Here is a 23,198-nt window from a genome sequence, read left to right on the forward strand (position 1 = left end):
ATAGATTATAGAAAACTTACAGCTTTAGTGATTACTTTTTGTTGATTCGTATTGATCCTCTGCTTTAGCAAGTAGCTTTATGATTTCTCTATATGTTTTGCCTTTGTTTTTATCATATCGCAATTCCACTACAGCCATATCTCTTGGTCTTCTTCCATCTCGATCTGTAGCTATAGGATTTGATCCTTTATCTAATAAGAATTTGACAATTTCTAAATGTCCATTATCTGCAGCATAATGTAGTGCTGTTCGCTTAAATTTATTGGCAGTATTTATATCAACATCCTTTTCTACTAAAAATTTTATAATTTCTAAACATCCTTTTTCTGCAGCATAATGCAATGCTTTTTCGCCAATATTTACATTATTTTGTATCAAGAGCTCGATATTTTCTAGGTCACAAGTTTCAGATGCAATCTCTAATTTAGTAATGCTATCTTTATATCTCTTTTCAGATAAGGAAATACATACGATTACAATACATACTGCTAGTGCTATTAATAAAATTAGTCTATTTTTATATATGATCGAATTTATGTTCATGTATTATATATTTATTTGGAATTAAATGACCATTTGCTTAAGTTTCACTTAAACAGCTTTGCTCACTGTTGCCTCTACTATAGTTTGATATCCTCTATTATTCAGAATATGTTCTGCCTTGCTAATTATCCATTCACCTTCAATTTCCTGACAAAATCCTGAAAGGCTGATCTTAGCTTCTGCAAATAATTCTGGATTACCAGGAACAGTTACATTTAAATTTGATGTACTACGTTTTAGTTGTTTTAACTTAGCTGCTGCTGCACTAATTGCTGATTCTGCGGTAGAGTAAAGCGTTTGCAGGGTATAACTTGGACCCTCATTTCCCACTTTCTCTTCTATAGTTTCTCCCTTTTCATAACTGTGCCATTTTGCAATAACAGATCCATATTTGTTACGCACATTAAAATTTACCTCCCAATTTATAATATCTTTAGGTGTTAATACTGTTGTACCTAACATCTTTCCAGTCGCTGATCTTGCTTCTCCCTTTGGAATAAAAATTATATATCCTCCTGCTGGTTTTACTAGTGCATCATATTTTTTGCCTAATCCTTCCAAAAAACTCATGTCGCTTTCATCTGCTTGAATGGTATGTGGTATAAATGTATTTTCAAATCTTTCAGCGACTTTACCTTCATACCCATGTTCTTGTGCTATTTCTTTAATCAAATCTTCCAAGGTAATGTCTTTCCATTCCTTTGATTTTCTTTCCTTTAATGATCCTCTTAAACTTGCAGCGTCACATTTTATTCTTAAAGTTTGTGGTGGACTTTGTATTGTAATTTGATTTGCCTTATATACCCCCATAGGTAATAAACCTGTTTCTTTATATCCTAGAAAAACCTGTAAATTACCCTTAAGTTCTAAAGCGCTAGAGTTATAACTAATATATATCTCAGCTTCGTCACTTGTAGTACCGGATCCATCAGTAACACGTAATAATATTAAACTCTTTTTTAAAACCTCTGTTACTGGGTTATTTTTTGCTACTATATCAAAGTCTGGCGTCATTCATCTAAAATATTTATGACAGATTCTTTCGATATTTTCTGAATTTTAGGAAGCTTAATTCTTAATCCAGCGGGCAAAAAGCTTGCGTATTCTGCAAGGCCTGGATTTTCAAGCAATACTTCCTCCACTGCTCCACTACTGTATCCATAATGTTTCCAGCAAATGTAATCCAACATTTCGTTTTCTTTCGTGTAATAATAAATCACTTACTGTAACTTTTTAACTTCAAAATAAACTCAACTTTTCTCGGTTTTCCATCAGGAAAAAATAATATCTGCTTTTCTTCTACATTAGTAATGACAAAATTTCCAAATACACTTCCTGAATTATCAACTAGAACGTGTGGTTCTTGAGTGTTACGTATATTTTTTAGCTGTTCTAAGCCATTACTCTGATAACGTGAATAAATCACTCCTGTTAAATCAATACATTCAATTCCTGAACCAATGTTTTGTAGCGACGTTTTTTCAATACATTCAATTGTATACCACCTTTTTTCTTTACTGTATCTTAGGCTTATTGGTTCAAGCTTACATTTTCCAAGCAACATCAATGTAACTCTTCAACTATATCAAAAAGTGCCCCACGTGCTTGTTCTCTAAATCGTTCTATTACTGCATCAGCAACGCTGCGGACATCTTCAGACTTAATGTTGATATTAAACGTTTGATAGAATGCTTGGTTATATACTTTAGATTCCCTATTTTCATATCTACTTTTCTTGAATGCTTTCTCAATTTCTTCTTGTTCTATAGCTCTTTTTTCTTCTATAACACCTTTAACTTTAAAACTCTCAAAATTGCCTTTACTATTTTCTGAAAATTGTTTAATAGCACTATTACTTGTCAATGGGTTTCCGTTACTGAAAATGCTATTTTTAGAAAGCTTATTAACAAAATTTCCATTATTTTCAAATTTTCTAATCGGGTTATTCTCAGCAAATATGCTACTAACTGTATTTCCCATCCATGAAAAAGCTTTTCCTATAGGTTCAATGAGTGATTTCCAAAAGCTAGAGAAAAAGTCTTTCACTTTTTGCCAGTTAGTTAGAACATAAGCTGCACCAGAAACAAGACTCGCTATTAAAAGTCCAATTGGGTTAGTCATTACAGCTAGTGTTATTGCTCTTAGCCCTGTTATTACTGCAGGGAAAACTATAGCTGATAAAAATGAAAATGTTGCCAATATCGTTGCTTTAAGACCAAAAATTGTACTTCCTAATAAAGTAATTCCATAGCCTACTCCCACTACTAAGACTTTCAAACTTATCAAAGCTGCTAAAGTACTCATGATTACTGTAGTTAAAGTTGGATATTTTTCTGCAAAAGAAGCTATACGCTCTGTTATTGCTTTCAAACTTCCAGCTACATAATTTAAAGTAGGCAACATCACTGACCCTAGATTCATTCCAGCTTCAAATACTGCATTTTTAAGTAATTGTAATTTATTAGCTGTAGTGTTTGCCCGATTTTCAAATTCTTTCTGCATTGAGGAGCGGTACTTTCCTTTATCAGCTACCTGTTCAATAGCTTTCTTATAAATGTCTAAGCTTCCTACTAAAAGAGCAATGTCATCTTGAAACCCAGCGCCAAATAGATTCATAAGAATACCGGCACGCTCTTGATCGTCTATTCTTTTTAAAGTTTCAAGGAATTGTAATATTGCCTCTTGAGGATTTTTTTTAATGGTTTGTTCGAGCTCTTCTATACTTGTTCCCATCTCATCTAATGCATCGTGAAATTCAGGACTTTGCTCTCTTGCAGTCTGTAGTTTACTAAGAAAGTTATTTATAGCAGTTGCTGCTTTTTCAGGTTGTTTACCTAAACTTATGAACGTACTTGCTAAGCTACTTGCTTGATCAACTTCTAAACCAAACTGTTTAGCATTACCACCAATTCTATTTAATGTAAGAACCACTTCTTGTGCTTTAGCAGCGGTATTGTCTGAGAGATGGTTTATTATGTTACCTACATTTTCCATACCATCAACTTTAATTCCATAGACGTTGGATATTTTCGCAATAGCATTACCAGCTTCTTCTGCCGACATATCAAACGCTGTGGTCATTTTGGCAACTACTGTTGTAAACTTTATAAGATCATTTTTGTCAATACCAAGTTGACCACCACTTGCAGCTATTTGTGCTAATTCTGCAGCTGACAAGGGTATTTCACGAGACAACTTTTTGAGCTCTTGAGCAAATTTATTAGCTTCATCTTTTTTACTATCAAACCTTACTACTTTCTTTACATCAGCCATAGCCGATTCAAAATCAATTGCAACTTTAACTGGAGCTGCAAGCGTTAATCCAAGCCCAATTGTTTCTATTATTTGTGACTTAAAATGTGCTTTGCTTGCTAAAAAACTTTGGTGACTACGTATTGCAGATCCAAGCTTACCATACTTACCTTTTAATACTTCAATAGAAGAGCCAAGTTTATGTTGGTCACTTACTAAGTACTTAATATTTCTTCCACTTTTCCTTACTTCTTCATTGAATGAATGTAAAGCATCTCTCTTTTTCAAATATGCTTCTTTTGCTTTTGTTGCGGAGGTTTTGGCCTTGTCAAATTCTGCTTTTAAAGTTTTGCTCGGTTTCTCTATTGCTTTCATTTGTTTAGCTAAAGATTTTACTTGATCTTCAAAGCCCTTCCATGACCTTCTGCTAGTTAAAACATCATGACCCAACTGCTTAAACTTTGATACTGATTTTAAAGATGAGTCAAGCTTTCTTATATTCTCACCAAGACGGGTAAGTTGACTACTACTTCCTTTTATTACAGTATTAAAACTTCCATCTAAAACTGCTCCGATTTTTATAGATAATGTTGACATTGTACCTTCCTCACTGCTTTATGCCATAAGATAAATTCACTAATCTCCATATCAAGAATGTGCTCAACTCCACCACCTATGATAGAGCCAAGCACTAGTATTTCTAATCTCAAGTTTTTTGGATAATCGGTGAAAAAAAATCCTTTAATACCTCTTGTACTTTTACATAATCAGCAATATCTAACTCTTCAATCGCTTCTTTTGCAACTGATGTCAAATTGGCAGTCAAAGTTACTTCCTTACTTAGATCACTACCACTAAGTCTCTCAATAGCTAGATAATCTCTAACTTTTGGACGTCTAACGGTAAGTTCTGAGACAGAAATACCATCAACTGTAATTGGGTTGTTTAGTGTTATAGTTTGCATAAAATTCTCCTATAAAAAATAAAATCTTGTAAAATGTTGTAACTATTTGATCAACATCTAAAAAATAGAATTCTAAAAATCTTCATATTCCAAGCACCGTTTGAAGTAGTGCCATTTGATCAACACCATTTATCTTTCTAATCATATTTTCAGCATCGATTTCTATTAACTCATTACCACCTATAGTAAGTTTATAGTAATGAGCAGCTACAGTACACTTCAGCGTTGCTTTTTCAGCAGGTTTCCAGTTACCAAAGTCAAACTCTTTAAAAATGCCTCTTAAATTGATTATTACTCCTTCAATATCATTGTTTCCGCTGCCTTGTAATCCGCCCCTTAGCGTCAAAGCTACTGAATTTCCATTTATCAACCCAAATAGCCGAAAGAGCTCTGTATCGTATTCAGAAAAAGTGAAATCTGCTTCAAGCTTCTCCATGCCCATATCAATATTTATTGGAATATCCATACCACCAGCTCTGTATTCCTCTGTTTTTATGGTAAGTTTTGGCAAGGTTATTTCATCTATTTTTCCTGCATAACCACGACCATCAACGAATACGTTAAAATTTCTCAGTATTTTCGGTAACACTTTGCTTTCTCCTAACTTATATTTACGAGATGAGACCTGAATATTATTTGTTCTGCCGGATATGGTGGTGTAAACTCAAAGTCAAAGTATACTTTTCCACTTGCAATATTTGCCGGTGTATTGAGTTCGGGAGTTGCATAACATTTTCCACTGATAATTGCTCCTTGCGCTTTTAAACTTGCAAGGTAAGAATTCACCCCCTCAATCACATCATCTATATAAGTTTTTGTGATATTGCGATCAACTGCCCAGAGATGAGCTCGAAGTAAACTATCGTTAATTAAATCTGCAGTGCGCCTTACTGATAGAAAAGCCCATTTCGAATCGTTTGAACATGTTCTATTTCCCCAAAGCCTATAGCCATTTTGATGAATTATCGTTGTTACTTCATTTTCATTTAAATGGTTTGCTCTACAATTTGTATTACCGAGCGTAAAATCAATAGGCCTGCTTGTTCCAACAATACCATTTATCTCTTTATTTGAAGGTGAGTGCCAAAATCCTTGTTCGCTATCTACTTTTGCTATTAAACCAGCTACAAATGGGCTTGCTGGCAAGGTTCCTTCTTTTCCTTCAATAAATACCTTAACCCAAGGGTCAACTACGTAAACTCTTGAGCTGCCTACACTTTTTCTCCATTTTATTGCTTCTTCATCATTAGTATTTGGTCCATCTGCAACAATAATTGCTCTTAATTTTTCTGCTATGGAAATTAAAGCACTCACTACTGGATTTACTCCATCTATTTCAGGTAACTGATGAGTAAACTGAGGTGCAATTAATATTTTTGGAGCAATATGAACTATGCTTTCACTACTGAGGAATGCCTCTATCCCCTGATACTCTCCAGTCTCTTTATCAACACCGCCAATTATATTTTGGATAGTTTCACTTTCTTTGAGCTTTGAATCGCTGTTTTCACTTTCTTTAACTCGAATAACTACTACTGTTGCACCAATTTGGGAAAATATTCCGTTTGTTGCAGAAGGTAAACTGCCACTCTTTCCAAGTCTTGCTGCTTCTTTTAAGCTTCCTGCAATTAACACTGGTTTATTTAGCGGAAATTTTTGCTCATCTGCTTCAGGTGCAGTACCAATTACACCTATCACTGATGATTTAGCCGTACGTACTGCCCTTGCTCCAGAGGTTACCTCTATAACATTTACTCCGTGCAAAAATTCTTCTGTCATTTTTTTCCTTGCACGCTGATTTTTGAAAAGAATTTAAGTTTCTAGGTTTTGCATTTTTTGTTTACAATCATCTAGCAAAGTTTGCAGTTCTTCTTCACTTTTAGCTTCTTCAATTTTCCTCTTCGCCATGTTTTCCAACTCCTCGCATTTCACTATCGCTTTTACTGCTTTTTTCACTTTTTCCTCGATTATCCTTGCCATTTCGATAACTGTAATACCACGGACTTTTGCTAAAGGTTCTATAATTTCTTTATCCTTTTCATCTTGGTCTGCTAGAATGCTTTTTGCGGCTTTCGCTTGTATCGCATACGACTTAGACTTCTGGTGAGAATGTCCTGTGTATTGGTTAGTATAGTTATCATAATAAGCACGAAGATTAGAAAGTGCAGAAAATTTCGCATTTTGCAATAACTCCAATTCAATATCTTCTTGATTCCGCTGAGCAATTTTGCCTCCTTCTGTTAAACAATAGCTTTTTTGCCAATCAAAATCTTTTGGCGCTTCATACCAATTTTTACCTTTTGGCTTGCTTTCAAGTATTGTTGTTTCTACTTGTTTATCATTTTCAAATCTAATGTAGATAGACATTGTTTGTTACCTCCAAATCTCATGCGTGTTAGATAATCCAGGACATTGCCAAGCTTTTAGCGTTCTTTCCACATCTATCTCAAGCCCTGTAGTTAAAAAATTGCTCCGAAAGTTATAAATACTCCACCTCATAAACCAACTGTAATGGTGATAATCAGATGTGTAAAAATATGGCGATGCGTAAAATAAAATTGCTATTGTCTTATTTGCTGGCACAGTAATATTATTTGAACTACTAAATACTGCGGAATTAGTTGAGTAGTTGTAAATATTTGTCCAAGTTATTCCTGAAATTGCCGATTTATTAGTATTAACGTGACTAGGTGTTCCTACGAATAACCCTGCTCCTTCATATCCTGAACTCCAACGTGATGAACCACTAAAATGAAGCGTTCGCGTTTTATCGCTGTTTGTAGTGTTTTTTACAAATATTACTCCAAGTAGTGCATATGGGTAACTGTATTGATCTGAGCTGTGACTACGACGTAAAAATGCTTTTCTGTACAGAAATTTACCGTTACTTCCTTGTAAGAAGTACAACTGTGGTGGATGATAAAAACTAGAATACGTACAATCATAAGTATTACTACCTGCAAGGAGCTGCAGCATATAGTCGGTTTTTGCTGTATCTTTATACCACTGCCCTAATTCTGTTTTGAAATAGCCATTATCATCAGACCAACCATAGTCATTATATCGATTAAGAATGCCGAACAGAAAAGGTAATGATTCAGGTTCAACCATATTGCGCTTTCTTATCTCTTTTATAATTGATGACCCATTTGGCACATCATTAATCGAGTTAAATTTAGTTGTGAGTGTTTTTAATTGGTCTTCTCTGGTTTTTATTTCCTTCATAATTGATGAACCAGTTGGTATATCGCTTATGGCTTTAAGGCTATTTAATGTGTTTCTTATGCTATTTAAGTCTCCGGCATTATTGATGGTGGCAACATGTGAATCTTTTCTGCTATCAAGTAGTGATAAGTTTGTAATTCCTTTTTCATCTATTTTCTTTAACGACTTTCCTTCTAATTCAGAGATTGCCGCTAATGCATTGTTTTTACTACTATCTAATTTATTTAAATGACTTGTGCTACTGTCAAGAAGCTCTTTTAATTTTGCATCAGTCATCTGTACAATATCAAGTACTGTACTTTGCCCAGCAATAGACTCTAGAGATTTTGCGAGATAGGCGAGTTGATCAGGGGTAGCATTTACAGATAGATCTTTCAGTCTCTGATGCAATGCATAAACTACTTCTTTGGCAATTGTCATTCATTACCCCACAAATTTAAAAAAGATTCAAAGCTAAATCTTTCAAAATTACTTTTAAGTTGATTATGTTTATCTTCTCTTTCGGTAATATCTTCATCTATTTTTTCTATAGCTTTTCGAATACGTACTACATCTTCCACTGCAATATTTTCTCGATGTGGCAAAGGATATCCTCGTTTGGTTTGGTCATTTGGCATTGATTCAAGTAATAATCACTCGCAAATTTTTTACTTTAGGACGATAGATAACCGTTCCACTTAAAACTAATTTTATTCTTGTCTCATTAGCATTAAAGTTTGTCAGTACATGAGTCCTCTCTACCCAATTTTCCCCTATTGGTTTTCCTGATGTTAAATTTACTAATTGCCAATCCACATTTTTTTGCACATATGCTTTAACGTCTGCAGTGCTAGGTATTAGCGCATCATATGTTATGGTGATCTTAGTATTAGCCCCTGCTGTAATGCTTCTTGTAACATAATCTCCAGACTCTGAAAGATTACCCATAACTAGCTGTAACCCAGGATATAGCACTGGACTTTTCTCTCGCCCTCCTTTTAGGCTTGCTTTTACCGTTAGCTCTCCAGATAATCTTTCACGCAGTGCGAGCGGCAAATTATCAGACAAAAAGTTTTCTCTTCCCTCTTCATCTGTCAGAATAAATTCTACATTGGTATCAAATGCTACTTTTTCGACGTTCGTCAAAACAATTAAATCTGAAGTATTGTTTGCAGTAACTTTACCAAGATCAATAACGTGAGAATTTTCGCTAAATTTTGCAGCTAGTAATCGAAACGTTAAATCTAAATTTTGATGTGGAGTCCAGGTACTTGCATTGCTTGATGATAGTAATACTCCTACTTGATAAGGCTGACTTGTTACCCAACGGCTATTTACTGCATCATATTTGCCAAGTTCTGCTATTTTTACTGCAGTATCTGCGTCATCGGTAAGTAAAACTATTGCATACTCTTGTCCTACATGGCAAAACACTGGTGACCACTCTATACGTGTTGCTGTGCCATCTATCTTTATATCTTTTGGCTCAATATAGCTTTCAGCAATGACAGTCTGCGAGGGCATTCCTACTGCTGTTTCTCTAATCTGCACAACAACACGTTTTTTGCCGCTATTTGTGAACCATAGCTCTACACCTCCTATGTGCCTACTTTCATTTAGTGTAAATGTCTGGGCTAAAGGATCAACTCTTCTTGCTGCGATAACTCTTCTTCTTTCCTCTATGGTAATTGTTTTTTTACCAGTATAAGTTGCTTCTCCATAACTGCCTTTATCACCGAAGAACTGCACTAACTTAGTCCCAGCAGGAATGTTTCTTGGTACAGTAAATCTTCCTTTTATTTTTCCTCTGTTATCAGCAATAAATGTTGCGATCATGTTTTTCTTTCAAATATTTTCTATGCTTGAGGTTGAATAAAAATTCCATCAAACTTTAATTCCTTAAGCTTTTCACCTGGCTCAAAACCTTCAATTTCAAAATTCTGTACTGCTTCTCTCATAAATTCAGTTTCGTATGAAGTACTTGACAGCAGCTCTGTTGTTTCCGTAATATTAAATACTCTGGTTACTGGACTTTTCCAATTCGTGGTAACCTCCGTCCAGTGGTCAATGTTTTTATTTAGAGTAATTTGTGCCGGTATTGGATCAAAAGCTTGATATGGATTGATCTTTTCTCCTTTGGTCTGTAAAAGCTGCTCCAGTACCGGCTCAAGTTTATATGGCAATAAATAAGTTTTTTCTCCCCCATCAATATCAGCAATCGTTACATCTATTGGTAAAATTAGTTCCTTGTTTACTATTGCTGCAGTCTGCGAAATTCCTTGATCACGCATATCATCATCAAAGAACGAATCAACAAATACTCCTTTTTTGGTGGTAGGTTCTCTTGAATTTGCATCATTGCGTAAACGCTCCTGTGCAACAAGTGCATAAAGATCATTTATTCCTTTTTTCATTGCTTCAAGCTCATTCATCGGTACAGCATGAATAGCATTATTCACTATTTTTACCCCTTCTTTTTCTCCGTTTTTCCATGTCTGATGAATGTAGCAGAGCAAAAGTTGTCCGCTAGGTGCTTTAGGCATTGATGGTCGCCAAGGGTGAGCTATACCTTTTATTCTCCTTACTGCTTCTTTGCTATCGATAGTAATTAAATCATAGCGGGGCATTTTCCAGGTGTAATCAATCAGAACCAAGCTGTTATCAACTGCTCCTTTTACTTTGCATCCCTCTTCACTTATATCTTCAGGGCTTACATGAGTACGACAGCGGTAAGTTATTTGATAACTACTTCCAGGAGCTGGCTCTTTACCTGGTAATGACCAATCAACGTTTCCTGCATTTAACTTATAGTCTATACTATTTTCATAAATAACATTGCCTTGTTTAATTTGAATAATCTCAAGTACCGCAGAGTCAGGTATTGGATCAACAGCTCCTGAATATGAACCATGAGTAATGGTAATGGTTTTTTGAACGGTTATATCTACTTTTTTGATTTCACTTATTGGAAAATCATTAACTTTAAGTTCCATTACTCTTTGGCTATTTGGCTGAAAAGTATGTGGTTCTGATTCAACTGATTTTATATCCGGATCTTCATCAAAAGAAACACGAATACTGTGAGGAAGTTCAATCTCATAGCCATCAACATGAGCTTTACCCTCATTAATCACAAATATTTCTTTTTTACCTTTTTTTACCCCTTCTTCTCCCTTTTCTTCTTTGTGGAGGAACATCACTTCAAGGCCATTTACAACGTAGGAACCATTTGCCTCTTTGTCATAACGAGCAAGCGCAGTAGTTACTATATTTGCTTGTGGTGGCGGTGAATGTTCTATCAATACTCCATTTTCAATGTTATAAATTGGATAAAATTCGCCATTTACAGAAAAACGTGGAGAAAGACCTTCTGCTTGATAACCCCAAATGGTGGAAACTTTAAGCCTTGCAGCTCCTACTTCTTGATAATTACGTGTACCAACAGCAGGATCACGAAGATTTTCGTCCTCAAGTTCTGTAATCGTAGATTCTAGATAATAAACACCGATACGCACTGTGGTACTCAGTGGAATAACAAACTCTTTTGCTTCTACTTTTCTAACTGCTCCACGAAGATAGATTTTTCCTGACTCAAGTGTAACTTTACCAGTTTCCCCATCTATAATACAATTGCTTCCTGTTATAACATCGCCATCACGAAATATTGCATCGCCTATGCCTTTAAGCTTAGAGAGAGCATACTCCTGAGTTTCATTTAATTCTGCAGACTGTAAACCTCTTCCTGCCAGGAACAAGCTTTTTTCGTATTCTTTGTCAGGATTAAAACGGTTATAATAGGCGTTTAAAGTCATTTTGTTTCAAAAAGTTACAACAAATGAAAAAGTTTCCCGAGTTGCAGATGTTCTGATAAGTGGTACGGTATGTTCCAAAACCAATAAAATCCCATGGTCTTCTATATCTTGAGGTTCAAAATATCTCTGTCCTTCAGGTAATTCTTTTTTTACTTTAGTACCAACCATAACCCCTAGCTTTCTGATTACTCGATTTGCTGCATCCGTGAAATCGAAAGTGAATTTGAGAAAAAGATTATTGGTTGGTACATCAGAAGGCCTAAACCTTCCAGAAGGAGTTATAAGTTCGCCGTTTTCATCACCTGTGCAGAATAGCACTTCATCTGCAGTACGTCTGCCAAGTTCATTCAAGAGCTTTATAGAATTTATAGGTTCAGGTGGTGTGCTTTGAATGTACTCTATGGTAACTTTATCACTTACTGGAATAGAGCTATTTTCCGTACGTTTAATTACACCAGTACTGCTATCAACTGTATAGTCAACACTTGGCTGATGCATTGTTTGTCCTGTAACAACCTTCACATCTTTAACAGGTTGATGATCAAGTTTTATTTCACCCTTAACGAAAGTTTTTTCTACTTTATGGCTATTTCCAGAGCTTCCATCACCACTTCCCCAAGCAAGATGGATAGATTGCTTTTTTATGCTGGCTGCTATTGCTGCTCTGCCTGATTGCGTTAGAATTGACATTATCTGTTTTCAACCCTCCTATTATATATAATCGCTTTTTCTCTTCAATTTGTTCAATTTTTTTTTATTATTTTTTTATGGTAGTATTGACGCAACTGTTTAATATACTACAGTTGTCATAATATTTTTTCTTTTGGATAATGATTGCCAATCAAGAATTCTGGGAAGATGATCTTGAAGTTCCTGCTACTGAGTTACTATTGAGTTTTCAAAATCCTGATTTGTGCAAAAGTTGGATTAACTCTCTTAATAATAAGCAATTAAATGTTATTCTTAAACAACACTTCAATTATCAACAGCATTTGTTTGATAATAGTCCTTATTATGACTATAGGTCAGTTCAGCAAAAGCGTAAATTCCTTATCGACAGCAACCTTGATTATTTACCTAATTATTATTTAATCAGCTACTTTAGCCGTTTGAAGTCTGATTCAGCCATAATTGAGATAGCAAAGCCTATATTGAGTGGCGATGTAAAATATGATAAAAAATCTATACTATTTACTCTCTTTCTTATTGACCATAACTTGCTGAAGCACGTCTTTCTTTTTAATAAAGTTCAAAAAAGAAGTTTTTCATCATTTATTTTAAATAATCCTCCAAGACAAAGACAGAGCTCATTTAAAGATTTTTTGTCGAAAGAGGTACTGCGAGAGATATTAACTCAACATGATTCTCTAGCAAATGACAACTTTGAAAGTAAGTTCAAAGGTTTTTTTTACTACCAAGACCGCATTTACTTATTTATACGTCGTGCTAGTGATTCAGACCTGGTACTTAGCTCAAACCAAGTAATACACGGTTACAAACCTGACTGGATTATTCTTGACTTCTCTTTAAATAGCAATCAGGTAAATTTGTGTACTAAAAACCTCAAACGTGGCTTAGAAATAGCAAACAGCATTGCCAGTCGATATTTTCAACGTGAATGCTCATTTATTAATCTACGTAATCAGAATAAAGTTGCCCAAGTGCGTACATTCTTGACTGACTGTGTACATGAATTAATAAAAGACATCAAATTAATTGAATTAAAGTTTACGTCACCTGAACCAAGCACTTATTTTACATTAAACACAAATTCCATAGAAAAGTGGTTAAAGGTGTTAGAGCCTTCAATTGGCAGTATAATCTACAATATTAGTCTTGTTCAACATATAAAGGTGATATTTAGAAACAAAAAAGTTACTCTATCTTTTCATGCCAATACAGACTATATAGCGATCAATTATTCAGAACACGTACTTGATAAAAAAGAACGTGAAGATTTTAAGTTAATGTTTTCCAATACTTATGGACTTACCATTCTGTCAAAAGCAAAATCCAACTTTCTACAGGCAAATAGTTACTAATCTGCTACGGTGGAGTGACTCTTATGATACACCTAGCAGAGATTATTTAGAAGTTGCACAATACCTGTCAAGTCTTGGGTTTGTAAATTTAAGAGAATATTACTTTATAATCTGTGCTAATGATGAAGATGAGTTTGATTTTCATGTAATAAATCCTTTCTGCAACAATAGATTAGAAATTGTCAGCGATTATGATGAAGATTATGATAACCCAATAATGTGTGACCTCTGTGAACGTGATATTTTACCTGATACTTATAAAAAACAGCGTTACTTTTCTTTAGAGGTAAAAGTTAATCATTTGAAAGTTATAGAATGGTTTGAAAAGCAATTAGCAAGTTTAAAGATTACTTGTAATAAAGTAGCAACCGGAGTTTATTATGTTATTGTTGACACAAGCCTTATCAGCTTAATTATTCCCGAATGCTGTCCTGATAACTCATACTCTGCTGTGGATAAGTTAAAAACCACCCCTACTGCTTTAATAACTTTTAATAAGGAGAGTCTTAAGCCACCACTGAATCTACACATTGTTCCTATAGCAGATCTAATTTGCGAAGATCAAAGTTTAAATGAAGTATTGCATCAAACAGTAGAAAAAGGAGTACCAGAATTATTACCTAATGTTTCTTTTCAGGCATTCAATTGCTATTCTTACATTCCATTGCAACAGACTAAGTCTACTCCAGCAGAAAAGACTTTTCAGCTCCATATTAAAGGCAATGACATTTGTGTTAATGGTATAGGAGTTATCGAAACACAGTCAAAGTCTGGAAGAATATTTTTTATTTTCTTAGATCAATTTTTTCATGACTTTAAAAGTGGAATTTCTCCAGAGCAATACAAAACTTTAAACGTTGGAGAAATTGCAAATCGCTTAGAAAACATTCACGATGTTGAACAACAAATTCGCAAACCAATAAATAGAATGCAAAAAACTATAGCAGAGAAATTGGCTATAACTTTAGGTTTAAATGTCAAAAAAGACGATATTATTCAAACTCTGCCATGGTCAGGGATAGGTACTAAGGAATATGGCTACAGGCTTAATCCTTTTACTATTGTTCTTAAAAAATGAGTGTTATTAAATATCTCTCCTCGTTAAATGCTCAGCCACTTTCATAACTTTTACGCGCTCTGGTATTTCTTTTTCATAGAATTTAATATAACCTGAAGCAACTAATGCGTTAACATATCTACGAATGGAATGACAACTCTTCAAACCAAATGTATCTTCAAATAAATAGCAAAATTGGCTTTTAGTATAAAATTTTCCCTTAGCTGCTCTCTCATTAATTAACCGTAAAATGATGTCATAACTTTTTTTTCGACGTTGTTTTACAGTTGGTTTTTCTGATACAGTTTGCCAACTGTCATTTACTTTTTCGATCTGCATAGGTAAAATAGATTTACCATTTCTAAGTTCAAATATCAATTGACGAGTATTTTGTTCTCCGTTTGGCTTGATCATCATTATCCCTGAAGTATAAAAACTTCTTAAAGCCGATGCTCCGCTAAAGTTTTGAAATGGTTCCTCTACTAATGACTTTTTCGATACCTTGTTAGTATTGTGCGTTAAAATGATTCCACAACTAGGGTTTGTTATAGACCTCAATTTTTCAACTCTATCTTTTAAAAAACAAAACATCGAGCTATTACTATTTTCTCCTTTATATTGATTGAAATCAAAAACACCACGTAGTGTATCTATAGCAATGATATCAACTGTTTTAACGTCTAGTCTCTCTGCTATAATATCTTTTACTTCTTCTACTCCTTGAGAATTCAAAAGTAAGCTTGTTTTTGGTGTAATAATTAAATTTTTTGATATTAATTCTAGAGATTTATCATCAAATTTCAATTGTTGTAGCCGTTCCTTAATGTAGGGATATTCAAGATCAGTTTGAAGATAAAAGATCTTTAATGGTCTAATTGGAACCATACTCAAAAACGGTAGTCCCGCTGACAGATGTGCTAACCAAGAAAGCAGTAGATCAGTCTTGCCAACCTTTGGAGCTCCTCCAAGTAGTAAAAGTCCTCCAGGAGTAAGAATTCTCGGTAAAATTATATCCTCTGGTGATGGAGATTTATCATTTAGATAATGACTAGCAGGAAATGCTTTTTTCTCAGATAATACACTTAAACTTTCACGGTTCTCAGATGATATACCTAAACTTTCAGGATTCTCACAGGACATACCTAAATTGTCTAGTTCCACTGCTACTTTTTTAACATATTGTTCATCTTTTTCCGGCCAAATTATTATATGCTTATCTGTTAGCATAGACCAATCCGTTTTCTCAATATCATCATCTATTGCAGTTGTTGCTGTAAAACCTCTCTTTATTAAACTATCAGCACGGTTTTCACCTTTAACTATAATCACTTCATCAGACTTAATAATACCGGGAATGTTATATAATGGCTTCAGACCATTCCTAGAGGTTCTTAGATTCCATATATGTCTATAATTGTTTTTATACAAATAAACATAAGCTATAGCCTCATTATTTTTATCAAGGTAGCTATATTTTGCTATTATACGCTCACTAAGCCACTTGGTTATAAGGCTGGTAATCTCAGAAAAATCAGTTTTATTGGTTATTATGCTCCAGAGTTCAATAATATCTCCGTTAGTTTTCTTATCACAGTTATACCAAGTGCCAGTTTGCTTACCTTCTGCCACTACCATCAAGTGGTCTTTATTAATATTTCCAGAATAGAACCCATAACCAAATTTACCACCAGGCAATAAGTAAGACAGACACTCTTTAATATTGTGAGCCAATAACATTTTTATCTCTTGTCTTGATTCAGTAATGCAAAACTCCATGTAACCTCCGATTAATTTACTATAAAAATAGTTGCAATTTATTTAGAATGGTATCCAATCAGCGTCTGAATTTTTCTCTTGTTCAGGAGTAATGACCGTAGCAATTCTGTTCCTATCTCCATAGGTATTATTAGCCTCAATGCCTACTTTTGCTGTGAACTCCAGGCCGTTTAAATCTGCAATTGAGTTGATTTTTCGCGCAAGAACTGCTTTTTCTGATGTGTCATTTGTATGAATATTACGAGCTGACTCTAAAATACTGCGAATCATAGAACGTCCAGATTCTCCCCAAGTATCTTCTTTACCTTCTGATTTGCCACTTTTAATACCAATTATTTGGTAAATCTTACATTTTGCGTATGGACCTTCAATGACGGTAAATTCAGCGTTTAAATAGATGCTGCCAGTATCATAGCTTTTAGTGAACCAATTTTCGTAACCACCAGGCTTAATTGCCATTTTTACCTTGACTATTGTACCTTTAGGTATTAAACTACTCTGTAGTTTCGCATTATTGAAATCAGTTAAAAAATCTTGCAGCATAAGTTGCCCCCTATATATCAATTGATTTTTAAAAAAAGCTCAGTTATTCCATTGATCAAGAAGCTGCCAGCTACCGTTGATCTTATCGATAAGTTTATTTGGCACACGTTCACCATTGCGTAGCTCAAATACTATTTGACGTCTGGTACTTTCCTCATCATAAGCAACCATCACCATGCCAGTAGTGTAAAATCCCCTGAGAGATCCAGCACCACTTAAGCCCTGAAATGGATCTTCTTCGAGCATTTTCTTGGATAATTTTTTCGTGTGATGCGTTAATATTATTCCAGCATTTGGGTTAATAGCATTACGTAGTTTTTCAAGAGTTTTTTGCAGAAAGAATAGCATAGCGCTATTATCGTTTTCATTGCCATACTCACTACTAAAGATTTTGCGCAGAGGGTCCACTGCCAAAATATCAGGCTTAAAGCGTTCCTTCGCAATTTCTTTTATGTAATTTATTTCTTCATGGCAAAATGATAAATGCACTTTTGGCGTAATTATTAGGTTATTAGCAGCTATTGCCAAAAGTTCTGGATCAAGTTGAAGACATTGCAAACGTTCCTTCATATATTCGTATTCAATTTCAGTTTGCATGTAGAAGATTTTCAAAGGTCTACTTGGAGTCATACCAAGAAAAGAAACACCTGCAGCCATATGGACAAGCCAAGAGATCAAAAAGTCACTTTTACCTATTTTAGGAGGGCCACCTAGAACCAATAAACTTCTCTGAGTTAAAATTCTTGGTGAGACGATGTCTTTCGGTATAGGTGATTGGTCATTCAAATATTCTTTCATACTGAAAAAGGGAATCTTTTGACCAGTAGTTAAAAAGTCTTGTAACATATGTAACCTCCAAAAGTTAGTTGTGTGGCATAAATTGAGTAGAAGTAGAAAAGGTTTTAGTTTTGATTTTTGTAAGTAATTTACCTAAATGCGGCTCTTCAACCATATCAAGGCAACCACTACGATCTTTAGCAGGATATCCCCAAGAATTAATAGTATGGCAAACAAAGGAACGTACCTCTGTACCATCATCCTTCTTGATGCTTACCATGCTAATTACTTCATCAACAATACCAGGTATTTCACTGGCAGTTTTAGCTCCTTCGCATTGTGGTAGCCAAGTTGGGCGATTGAAGTCATCTAAATATTGACCTAACGTACCAACTGTAATGATATCTTTATTGGGAATATGTTGAAACTGATTGAGCCAAGCCATCATTTCTTGAGCAAGTAACCCGTATGCAGCTCTCATGTCTTGTTTGCCATTTCTGTCAGAGAAAGCTTCTGGTTGCATTTTTGCCCATAAAAGACATAACCGCGAGGCTACTGTAATACTGTCGATAAAAATACAGCTATATTTAGAGAATTCTAGATCTTTGTACTTACTGAATACATGCTCATAGTGTCTTTGACTATATGCTGAATCAGATTTTAATGCAGGATTAGGTCCACCAATTAGGCAGGCAATATCGCGAGCTTGATTCCAGGTACGAATACTTATAGAATCCCCTTGCCAATCTTGAACAGCAAGTAGCCCAGCTTCAAAATCAAGACAAAGTGTCGGTTCATTCAAAGTTTTAAGCAGACTGGTCTTACCAATTCCATATGGTCCGAAGATTACTATCTTCACACCTGTTACCATTTTTACTCTTTGTTCACTATTTATTATTTTTAAAGTCATAGTTTTATTACCCCTTCATAATATGTAATCGCAAAATGACGACGATTTGTTCAAAAATTTTCATAAATATATTTTGAGATGAGCAAGTTTAGCGCGTATTTGTTCTCTAATGTCATAGATGGTTGTTCTAGATATTCCATGTATTTCTGCGATTTCAGAGATACTATGAGATTCAAGCTGATAACAAATGTCCTGCCAGAGCTTTGGTAGTTTTGAAATTGCTTCGTTTATATCAACACTAGCTGCTACTTTATCTGCAAAATTACTATTTTCATCAATAACATCATCCAAGTCAGTAATATCAACAAATGCTACGCCTGCTTTACTACCACGTTTAGCACAGGATTGTTTGCGTAGAAGGCTTATTGCATGGTTTTTTATGACACTATGAATAAATGCATTTCTACCACTTTCTTCACCATTATACTGGCTTAAATCAGACCAAGTTTCACATAAGAGCTGCTGCTTTATATCTTCAATATCAGAATTAACACAGCATTTATAAGATTTAATTTGTCTAGCACGTTTTCGTATTTGTTTAATGATTGAAGGATCAATACCAGGATATTTATTTTTAGATTGCATATAGCACTCCATGAAAGATTGAAAGGAATAAGGATGAAGGGTTTTAACCTCACTTTGTACGGCATGGGAAAAATTCGTTCCCCCATATGAAAAAATAAAACTATTGATATTCTGGCCTTTTTTCTTGAAGCATCCCCCATGTGAAAAATTTGTTCAGACATGGTTCGGTGAAAAGAAGAAAAATAGGTTGATCCAATAAGATTTCTACTAAAGAATTAAAGATTTTATAAAACTTTTTTAACCCTATAAAGAAAGGTGAATTTTTTTGTCAGGCTTGTAAGAAATTTCTTTACAAACAACAAGCGTTATTGCATAGAGGTGGTATAATTCATTACAGAATCGTCTTGAAACGCAATTGAAGGTCATTTTATTTTTTTCTAAGCATTTGTTTAACCGCTTCTTTCTGGAGCATCTAAAATTCATAGTCCTCTATAATAATTATACCGGATTAGTCACAACTTTTTCCGGAAATTTTTCAAAAAAAGTTTAAATAATTTTAAAATTGGTTCGATAAAGCTCATCAAAAAGACAAAAATGATTAGGCCTTTTAAATCTACTAAAGACTTTGATTTTAAAACTCAGCATGTTTATCCTTCCACTGTTTGTTAGGTTTTTTATGTTCTTTCAAGTTAATTCAGCTTTAAAAAAAATTTCTTTATAACTAAAATAAAACATGATAAAGTTGGGTAGGAATCTTTTGCGAAGTTAAAATGTAGTGTTAATTGCCTTTTAATCGGTTTTAATGTGGTTTATAAGCGTTCTTTAGTTCAAGGTAGTATAATTGACCTTAAAGTCGTAGAATCTTTTAAAAACGCTATTGTCAGTCATTTGTTCTTTTTTATTCAATTTAAATATCTTAGTAATATTTTTGTAGTCTTTTTACTTTCATTAACATTTTATACTGTTTGTAATTTACTATTATTTATATTTATTATTACTTTTATTTATTACTCATATATATTATATAATAATATAAGGGTTTTAGGAACGTAGAATCAGCCATAATGGCCAACTTTAGAGGGGTGCTTTCTAGGAACACTTTTAGGAATAGAGAGTATAAAGTTTAGGTTTCTAGAGGTATTTTTCATTCCTTAATTTCTGATTACTGATTCAGTAACGCAGGAATAGGAACATAATTCAATTATTAGTGGTATGATTTTTTATATATTCTATCAACTTCTAGTTGAAGTTATAATATATAATGTATTCCAATGCTTGTAATAAAAAAATAGGGTAAACCCTCAGATGCTTGAAGAGCTTACCCGTAATTTTATCTACAACTAATTTTGTTATTGGAAAGACAAATAGAACATATTATGAATTTGCTTAAACTCTTCAATTATAGTCAAAAAGGGCTGTTTCTAATTTGTCTTGTTAGAAATGAGATTTGGTATAATACCTTCAGCTCCATGAGTAAATTTTCCAACACCACGAGCAAAAGGGCCTTCTCTAACATCAAGCCATTTATCTTCTCTCGAGCCTGTAGACATTCCTTTTACTAACTTCTTTGTTTGTAGAAGTTCTTGTACTATACGCTCTAGTCTATCTCTCCCTAGACCATGAAGAATATCAGGTAATCTGTGCCGTTGTTTGTATACTCCTGTATTTCCTGTATGAGTGAATGGATGCCCTGCAACAGCAGATCTTGCAATTGCATCAACAAGATACATTTTAAGGTCTTTTTCACTAGCATTTTTACCTTTTAGTTGCACTGTTATATCTTCTAATAGCCCTGTTTCTTGGTTTCTCAGGTAAGTACGTACAGTTCGGTCAGCTAAACCATTTGCCTTAACAACTGCTCCATAAAATAACGCATTCTGTCTTGGAGCTTCTCCTATTGATTGAAAGATCTCTGGCTTAGCTGTACCTTCTACTGGCCAAAAAGCATATGAGCATCTGACACCATTAACAAGAGCAGATGTGCCTCTAATTGCATCACGTGCTTGTTCAGCAGTTAATATAGGCTTTTCTCCTTTTGGTTTTCTCAGATGATGAGCAGTAACTATCGAAGCTCCGGTACTACATGCTAAATCAGACAATAAACACATTAGATAATCTCCTACAGCAGGATCAGCATTTATGTCTGCATGAATAAACGATGCAAGAGGATCAAACACAACTAATTTCAGATCTTTAATTTTATCAAGTTGTTTTATTATAGACTCAAATTCAGGCGAAACTTCAATAATTTTACCACGAATACTTCTCAGTATTGTCAGTGATCCTCTTACGTTTGGTAGTGGTACTATAAACAGCTTATCTTTAAATTTTAATCTTTTACATTCAGGATCAAGACGTTCAAGCCGACGGTGTACCTCGCCTGCATCATCTTCTGCTGAAAAGATTACTACTGATCCATGTTCAGTAACAGGTGAACCAAAACCACATATCTGATCTGTGTCACTTGCAACCTTAAGCGCCAAATCGAGGAGTAGCATACCCTTACCTGTATCTCCCATAGCAGCTACTATTGAAGTAACACCCAAAGGAAATATTCCTTCAACAAGAAACTTTTGCTCTGGTACTGGACCTACAAAACGATCTGCACTCCAGTCTAAAATGTTCAGTGGTGGTCTAATAATTACCTTTTTCAAGTTATTTTCAATGAAGTCAGAAACATTTGTGTTTTCTTGTACATAGTCCGCAGCATCCCAACCTTTTGGTTTACCTTCTGGAATTTTGACTATAGAAAGCGATGCAATACCTAAGCTGAGAAGTTTTGTAGTAGCATTTTCAGCATATTGTTTACCAGGCTCATCGTTATCCGGCCAAATAACAATATGCTTGCCTTTAAGTTGTGACCAGTCAGTTTTGTCCGCATCTGCATTTGCTCCAGACATTGTGGTTGTTGCAGTAATTCCTTTTTCTATTAGTGCTTCTGCGCATTTTTCACCTTCAACAAGAATGATTTTATCAGACTTCAAAATACCAGGGATATTGTATAGTGGTCTTGTATCAGGTGCTTTATAACTCAACGTTTTAACATTAAAAGGCTTGTATACTTTTTTCTTTCCAGGAAAATCAGAACGGTAAACTTTTACAATCACCTGACCATTTTCATCATAATAATTCCAACTGTAGGTAATAAATTTCTCAAAGTCTTCGTCAATGTATTGCTTCTCTGTATATTTTTTGTTATACCCAAGCCACTCAGCTATAGAAGCCATTATCTCATGAAATTCTGTTTTGGAGTGTACTTCTGCCCAAAGATCAATAATATCACCACCTTGATTTGTTGCAAAATCTTTCCAAAGCCCAGCTTTACTACCAGTTAATTCTACTACTAAACTTTTTCCTCGATTACCATGTACATCACCTACATAAAACCTATTACCATGAAAAACCCCATTTGGTAGCAAGTAAGAAAGACAAGATCTGAGATCGGCCAGAAGCCTTAATTTTATGTTCGCTGTTTCTTCTGATGATGGTAGATAACTTTGTGAAATAGTATTGTTGAAATCGCATGAAATATTCATAAATTCTCCATTAAAACTTATCAGGGATTTTTTCTGTTTCCTCATAAGTAATTAATCGCAAAATGAAATGAATTTGTTCAGCGTAATTTGAAAAAACATAAAAAATAATATTTTTTTGAACATTCTGTGAAGTTTTTGCGATATATAATTAGTAGAGGGGTATGAAAGTTTGAAACTCGTAATTTTCACTCCCACTATTTTCAAGAGGTAACTTAAGTGTCCATGTTATTGCTTAGGCTACCTCCAAACAAATATCT

23 protein-coding genes are annotated in these 23,198 nt (G+C 34.4%); 2 read left to right on the top strand and 21 right to left on the bottom strand.

Annotated elements, in window-relative coordinates; genetic code table 11:
- Positions 1–24: 24 nt before the first annotated feature.
- The 15 genes from AAGD87_RS03485 to AAGD87_RS03555 form a co-directional block, all read right to left on the bottom strand.
- The gene (locus tag AAGD87_RS03485) at positions 25–543 is read right to left on the bottom strand and encodes an ankyrin repeat domain-containing protein (RefSeq protein WP_262986489.1); all 519 of its coding nucleotides are present in this window, start codon (positions 541–543) and stop codon (positions 25–27) included.
- A 48-nt stretch (positions 544–591) separates the two neighbouring features.
- Positions 592–1,557 (bottom strand): phage late control D family protein, encoded by a 966-nt coding sequence (locus AAGD87_RS03490; protein WP_264377099.1) that lies wholly within the window; start codon positions 1,555–1,557, stop codon positions 592–594.
- A complete protein-coding gene (locus tag AAGD87_RS03495) occupies positions 1,554–1,733 on the bottom strand; it encodes a tail protein X (protein WP_214303299.1) in 180 nt (59 codons plus the stop codon). Before AAGD87_RS03495 ends, AAGD87_RS03490 begins: the two co-directional genes overlap by 4 nt.
- 26 nt (positions 1,734–1,759) lie before the next feature.
- Positions 1,760–2,107 (bottom strand): phage tail protein, encoded by a 348-nt coding sequence (locus tag AAGD87_RS03500; protein WP_262986492.1) that lies wholly within the window; start codon positions 2,105–2,107, stop codon positions 1,760–1,762.
- Positions 2,107–4,392 carry a phage tail tape measure protein gene (locus AAGD87_RS03505; RefSeq protein WP_341817769.1) on the bottom strand — a complete coding sequence of 762 codons (2,286 nt, stop codon included), beginning with the start codon at positions 4,390–4,392 and terminating at the stop codon, positions 2,107–2,109. Before AAGD87_RS03505 ends, AAGD87_RS03500 begins: the two co-directional genes overlap by 1 nt.
- The gene (locus AAGD87_RS03510) at positions 4,374–4,505 is read right to left on the bottom strand and encodes a hypothetical protein (protein ID WP_341817560.1); all 132 of its coding nucleotides are present in this window, start codon (positions 4,503–4,505) and stop codon (positions 4,374–4,376) included. The genes AAGD87_RS03505 and AAGD87_RS03510 overlap by 19 nt, the downstream gene beginning before the upstream one ends.
- Positions 4,502–4,759, bottom strand: a complete 258-nt coding sequence (locus AAGD87_RS03515) for a phage tail assembly protein (RefSeq protein ID WP_341817559.1) — start codon at positions 4,757–4,759, stop codon at positions 4,502–4,504. Before AAGD87_RS03515 ends, AAGD87_RS03510 begins: the two co-directional genes overlap by 4 nt.
- Positions 4,760–4,841: 82 nt before the next feature.
- On the bottom strand, positions 4,842–5,348 hold the full coding sequence (locus tag AAGD87_RS03520; protein WP_341817558.1) for a phage major tail tube protein: 507 nt from the start codon (positions 5,346–5,348) through the stop codon (positions 4,842–4,844).
- Positions 5,349–5,359: 11 nt separating this feature from the next.
- Positions 5,360–6,538: a phage tail sheath subtilisin-like domain-containing protein gene (locus AAGD87_RS03525; protein WP_341817770.1), complete on the bottom strand. Its 1,179-nt coding sequence runs from the start codon at positions 6,536–6,538 to the stop codon at positions 5,360–5,362.
- A gap of 33 nt (positions 6,539–6,571) precedes the next feature.
- On the bottom strand, positions 6,572–7,126 hold the full coding sequence (locus tag AAGD87_RS03530) for a hypothetical protein (protein WP_341817771.1): 555 nt from the start codon (positions 7,124–7,126) through the stop codon (positions 6,572–6,574).
- A 6-nt stretch (positions 7,127–7,132) separates the two neighbouring features.
- Positions 7,133–8,404: a hypothetical protein gene (locus AAGD87_RS03535; RefSeq protein WP_230609034.1), complete on the bottom strand. Its 1,272-nt coding sequence runs from the start codon at positions 8,402–8,404 to the stop codon at positions 7,133–7,135.
- Complete coding sequence (locus tag AAGD87_RS03540) at positions 8,401–8,601, bottom strand: hypothetical protein (RefSeq protein WP_341817772.1); 201 nt, start codon at positions 8,599–8,601, stop codon at positions 8,401–8,403. The genes AAGD87_RS03535 and AAGD87_RS03540 overlap by 4 nt, the downstream gene beginning before the upstream one ends.
- Before the next feature lie 4 nt (positions 8,602–8,605).
- Positions 8,606–9,799 (bottom strand): hypothetical protein, encoded by a 1,194-nt coding sequence (locus AAGD87_RS03545; RefSeq protein WP_341817773.1) that lies wholly within the window; start codon positions 9,797–9,799, stop codon positions 8,606–8,608.
- A 20-nt stretch (positions 9,800–9,819) separates the two neighbouring features.
- Positions 9,820–11,775 (bottom strand): DUF4815 domain-containing protein, encoded by a 1,956-nt coding sequence (locus AAGD87_RS03550; RefSeq protein WP_341817774.1) that lies wholly within the window; start codon positions 11,773–11,775, stop codon positions 9,820–9,822.
- A 6-nt stretch (positions 11,776–11,781) separates the two neighbouring features.
- On the bottom strand, positions 11,782–12,465 hold the full coding sequence (locus AAGD87_RS03555) for a hypothetical protein (protein ID WP_341817775.1): 684 nt from the start codon (positions 12,463–12,465) through the stop codon (positions 11,782–11,784).
- A gap of 140 nt (positions 12,466–12,605) precedes the next feature.
- On the opposite strand from AAGD87_RS03555, the gene AAGD87_RS03560 reads away from it, so the two are divergent.
- Complete coding sequence (locus AAGD87_RS03560) at positions 12,606–13,817, top strand: hypothetical protein (protein ID WP_007301877.1); 1,212 nt, start codon at positions 12,606–12,608, stop codon at positions 13,815–13,817.
- The gene (locus AAGD87_RS03565) at positions 13,759–14,895 is read left to right on the top strand and encodes a hypothetical protein (protein ID WP_007303017.1); all 1,137 of its coding nucleotides are present in this window, start codon (positions 13,759–13,761) and stop codon (positions 14,893–14,895) included. The genes AAGD87_RS03560 and AAGD87_RS03565 overlap by 59 nt, the downstream gene beginning before the upstream one ends.
- Before the next feature lie 6 nt (positions 14,896–14,901).
- Here AAGD87_RS03565 and AAGD87_RS03570 read toward each other — a convergent pair whose 3' ends face one another.
- The 6 genes from AAGD87_RS03570 to AAGD87_RS03595 all read right to left on the bottom strand — a co-directional run bounded on the left by AAGD87_RS03570 (position 14,902) and on the right by AAGD87_RS03595 (position 22,941).
- A complete protein-coding gene (locus AAGD87_RS03570; RefSeq protein WP_012482040.1) occupies positions 14,902–16,650 on the bottom strand; it encodes an AAA family ATPase in 1,749 nt (582 codons plus the stop codon).
- 42 nt (positions 16,651–16,692) lie between these two features.
- Complete coding sequence (locus tag AAGD87_RS03575; RefSeq protein WP_007301871.1) at positions 16,693–17,193, bottom strand: hypothetical protein; 501 nt, start codon at positions 17,191–17,193, stop codon at positions 16,693–16,695.
- Positions 17,194–17,232: 39 nt separating this feature from the next.
- The gene (locus AAGD87_RS03580; RefSeq protein ID WP_264377289.1) at positions 17,233–18,039 is read right to left on the bottom strand and encodes an AAA family ATPase; all 807 of its coding nucleotides are present in this window, start codon (positions 18,037–18,039) and stop codon (positions 17,233–17,235) included.
- Between the two features lie 16 nt (positions 18,040–18,055).
- Positions 18,056–18,880, bottom strand: a complete 825-nt coding sequence (locus tag AAGD87_RS03585) for an ATP-binding protein (protein WP_012482039.1) — start codon at positions 18,878–18,880, stop codon at positions 18,056–18,058.
- 60 nt (positions 18,881–18,940) lie between these two features.
- Positions 18,941–19,465 (bottom strand): sigma-70 family RNA polymerase sigma factor, encoded by a 525-nt coding sequence (locus AAGD87_RS03590; protein WP_007301868.1) that lies wholly within the window; start codon positions 19,463–19,465, stop codon positions 18,941–18,943.
- A gap of 1,361 nt (positions 19,466–20,826) precedes the next feature.
- Positions 20,827–22,941, bottom strand: coding sequence for an AAA family ATPase (locus AAGD87_RS03595; RefSeq protein WP_264377290.1), 2,115 nt, complete (start codon positions 22,939–22,941; stop codon positions 20,827–20,829).
- Positions 22,942–23,198 lie beyond the last annotated feature (257 nt).

It is taken from the genome of Wolbachia endosymbiont (group A) of Pherbina coryleti, from assembly GCF_964026875.1.
Taxonomy (GTDB): Bacteria; Pseudomonadota; Alphaproteobacteria; order Rickettsiales; family Anaplasmataceae; genus Wolbachia; species Wolbachia pipientis.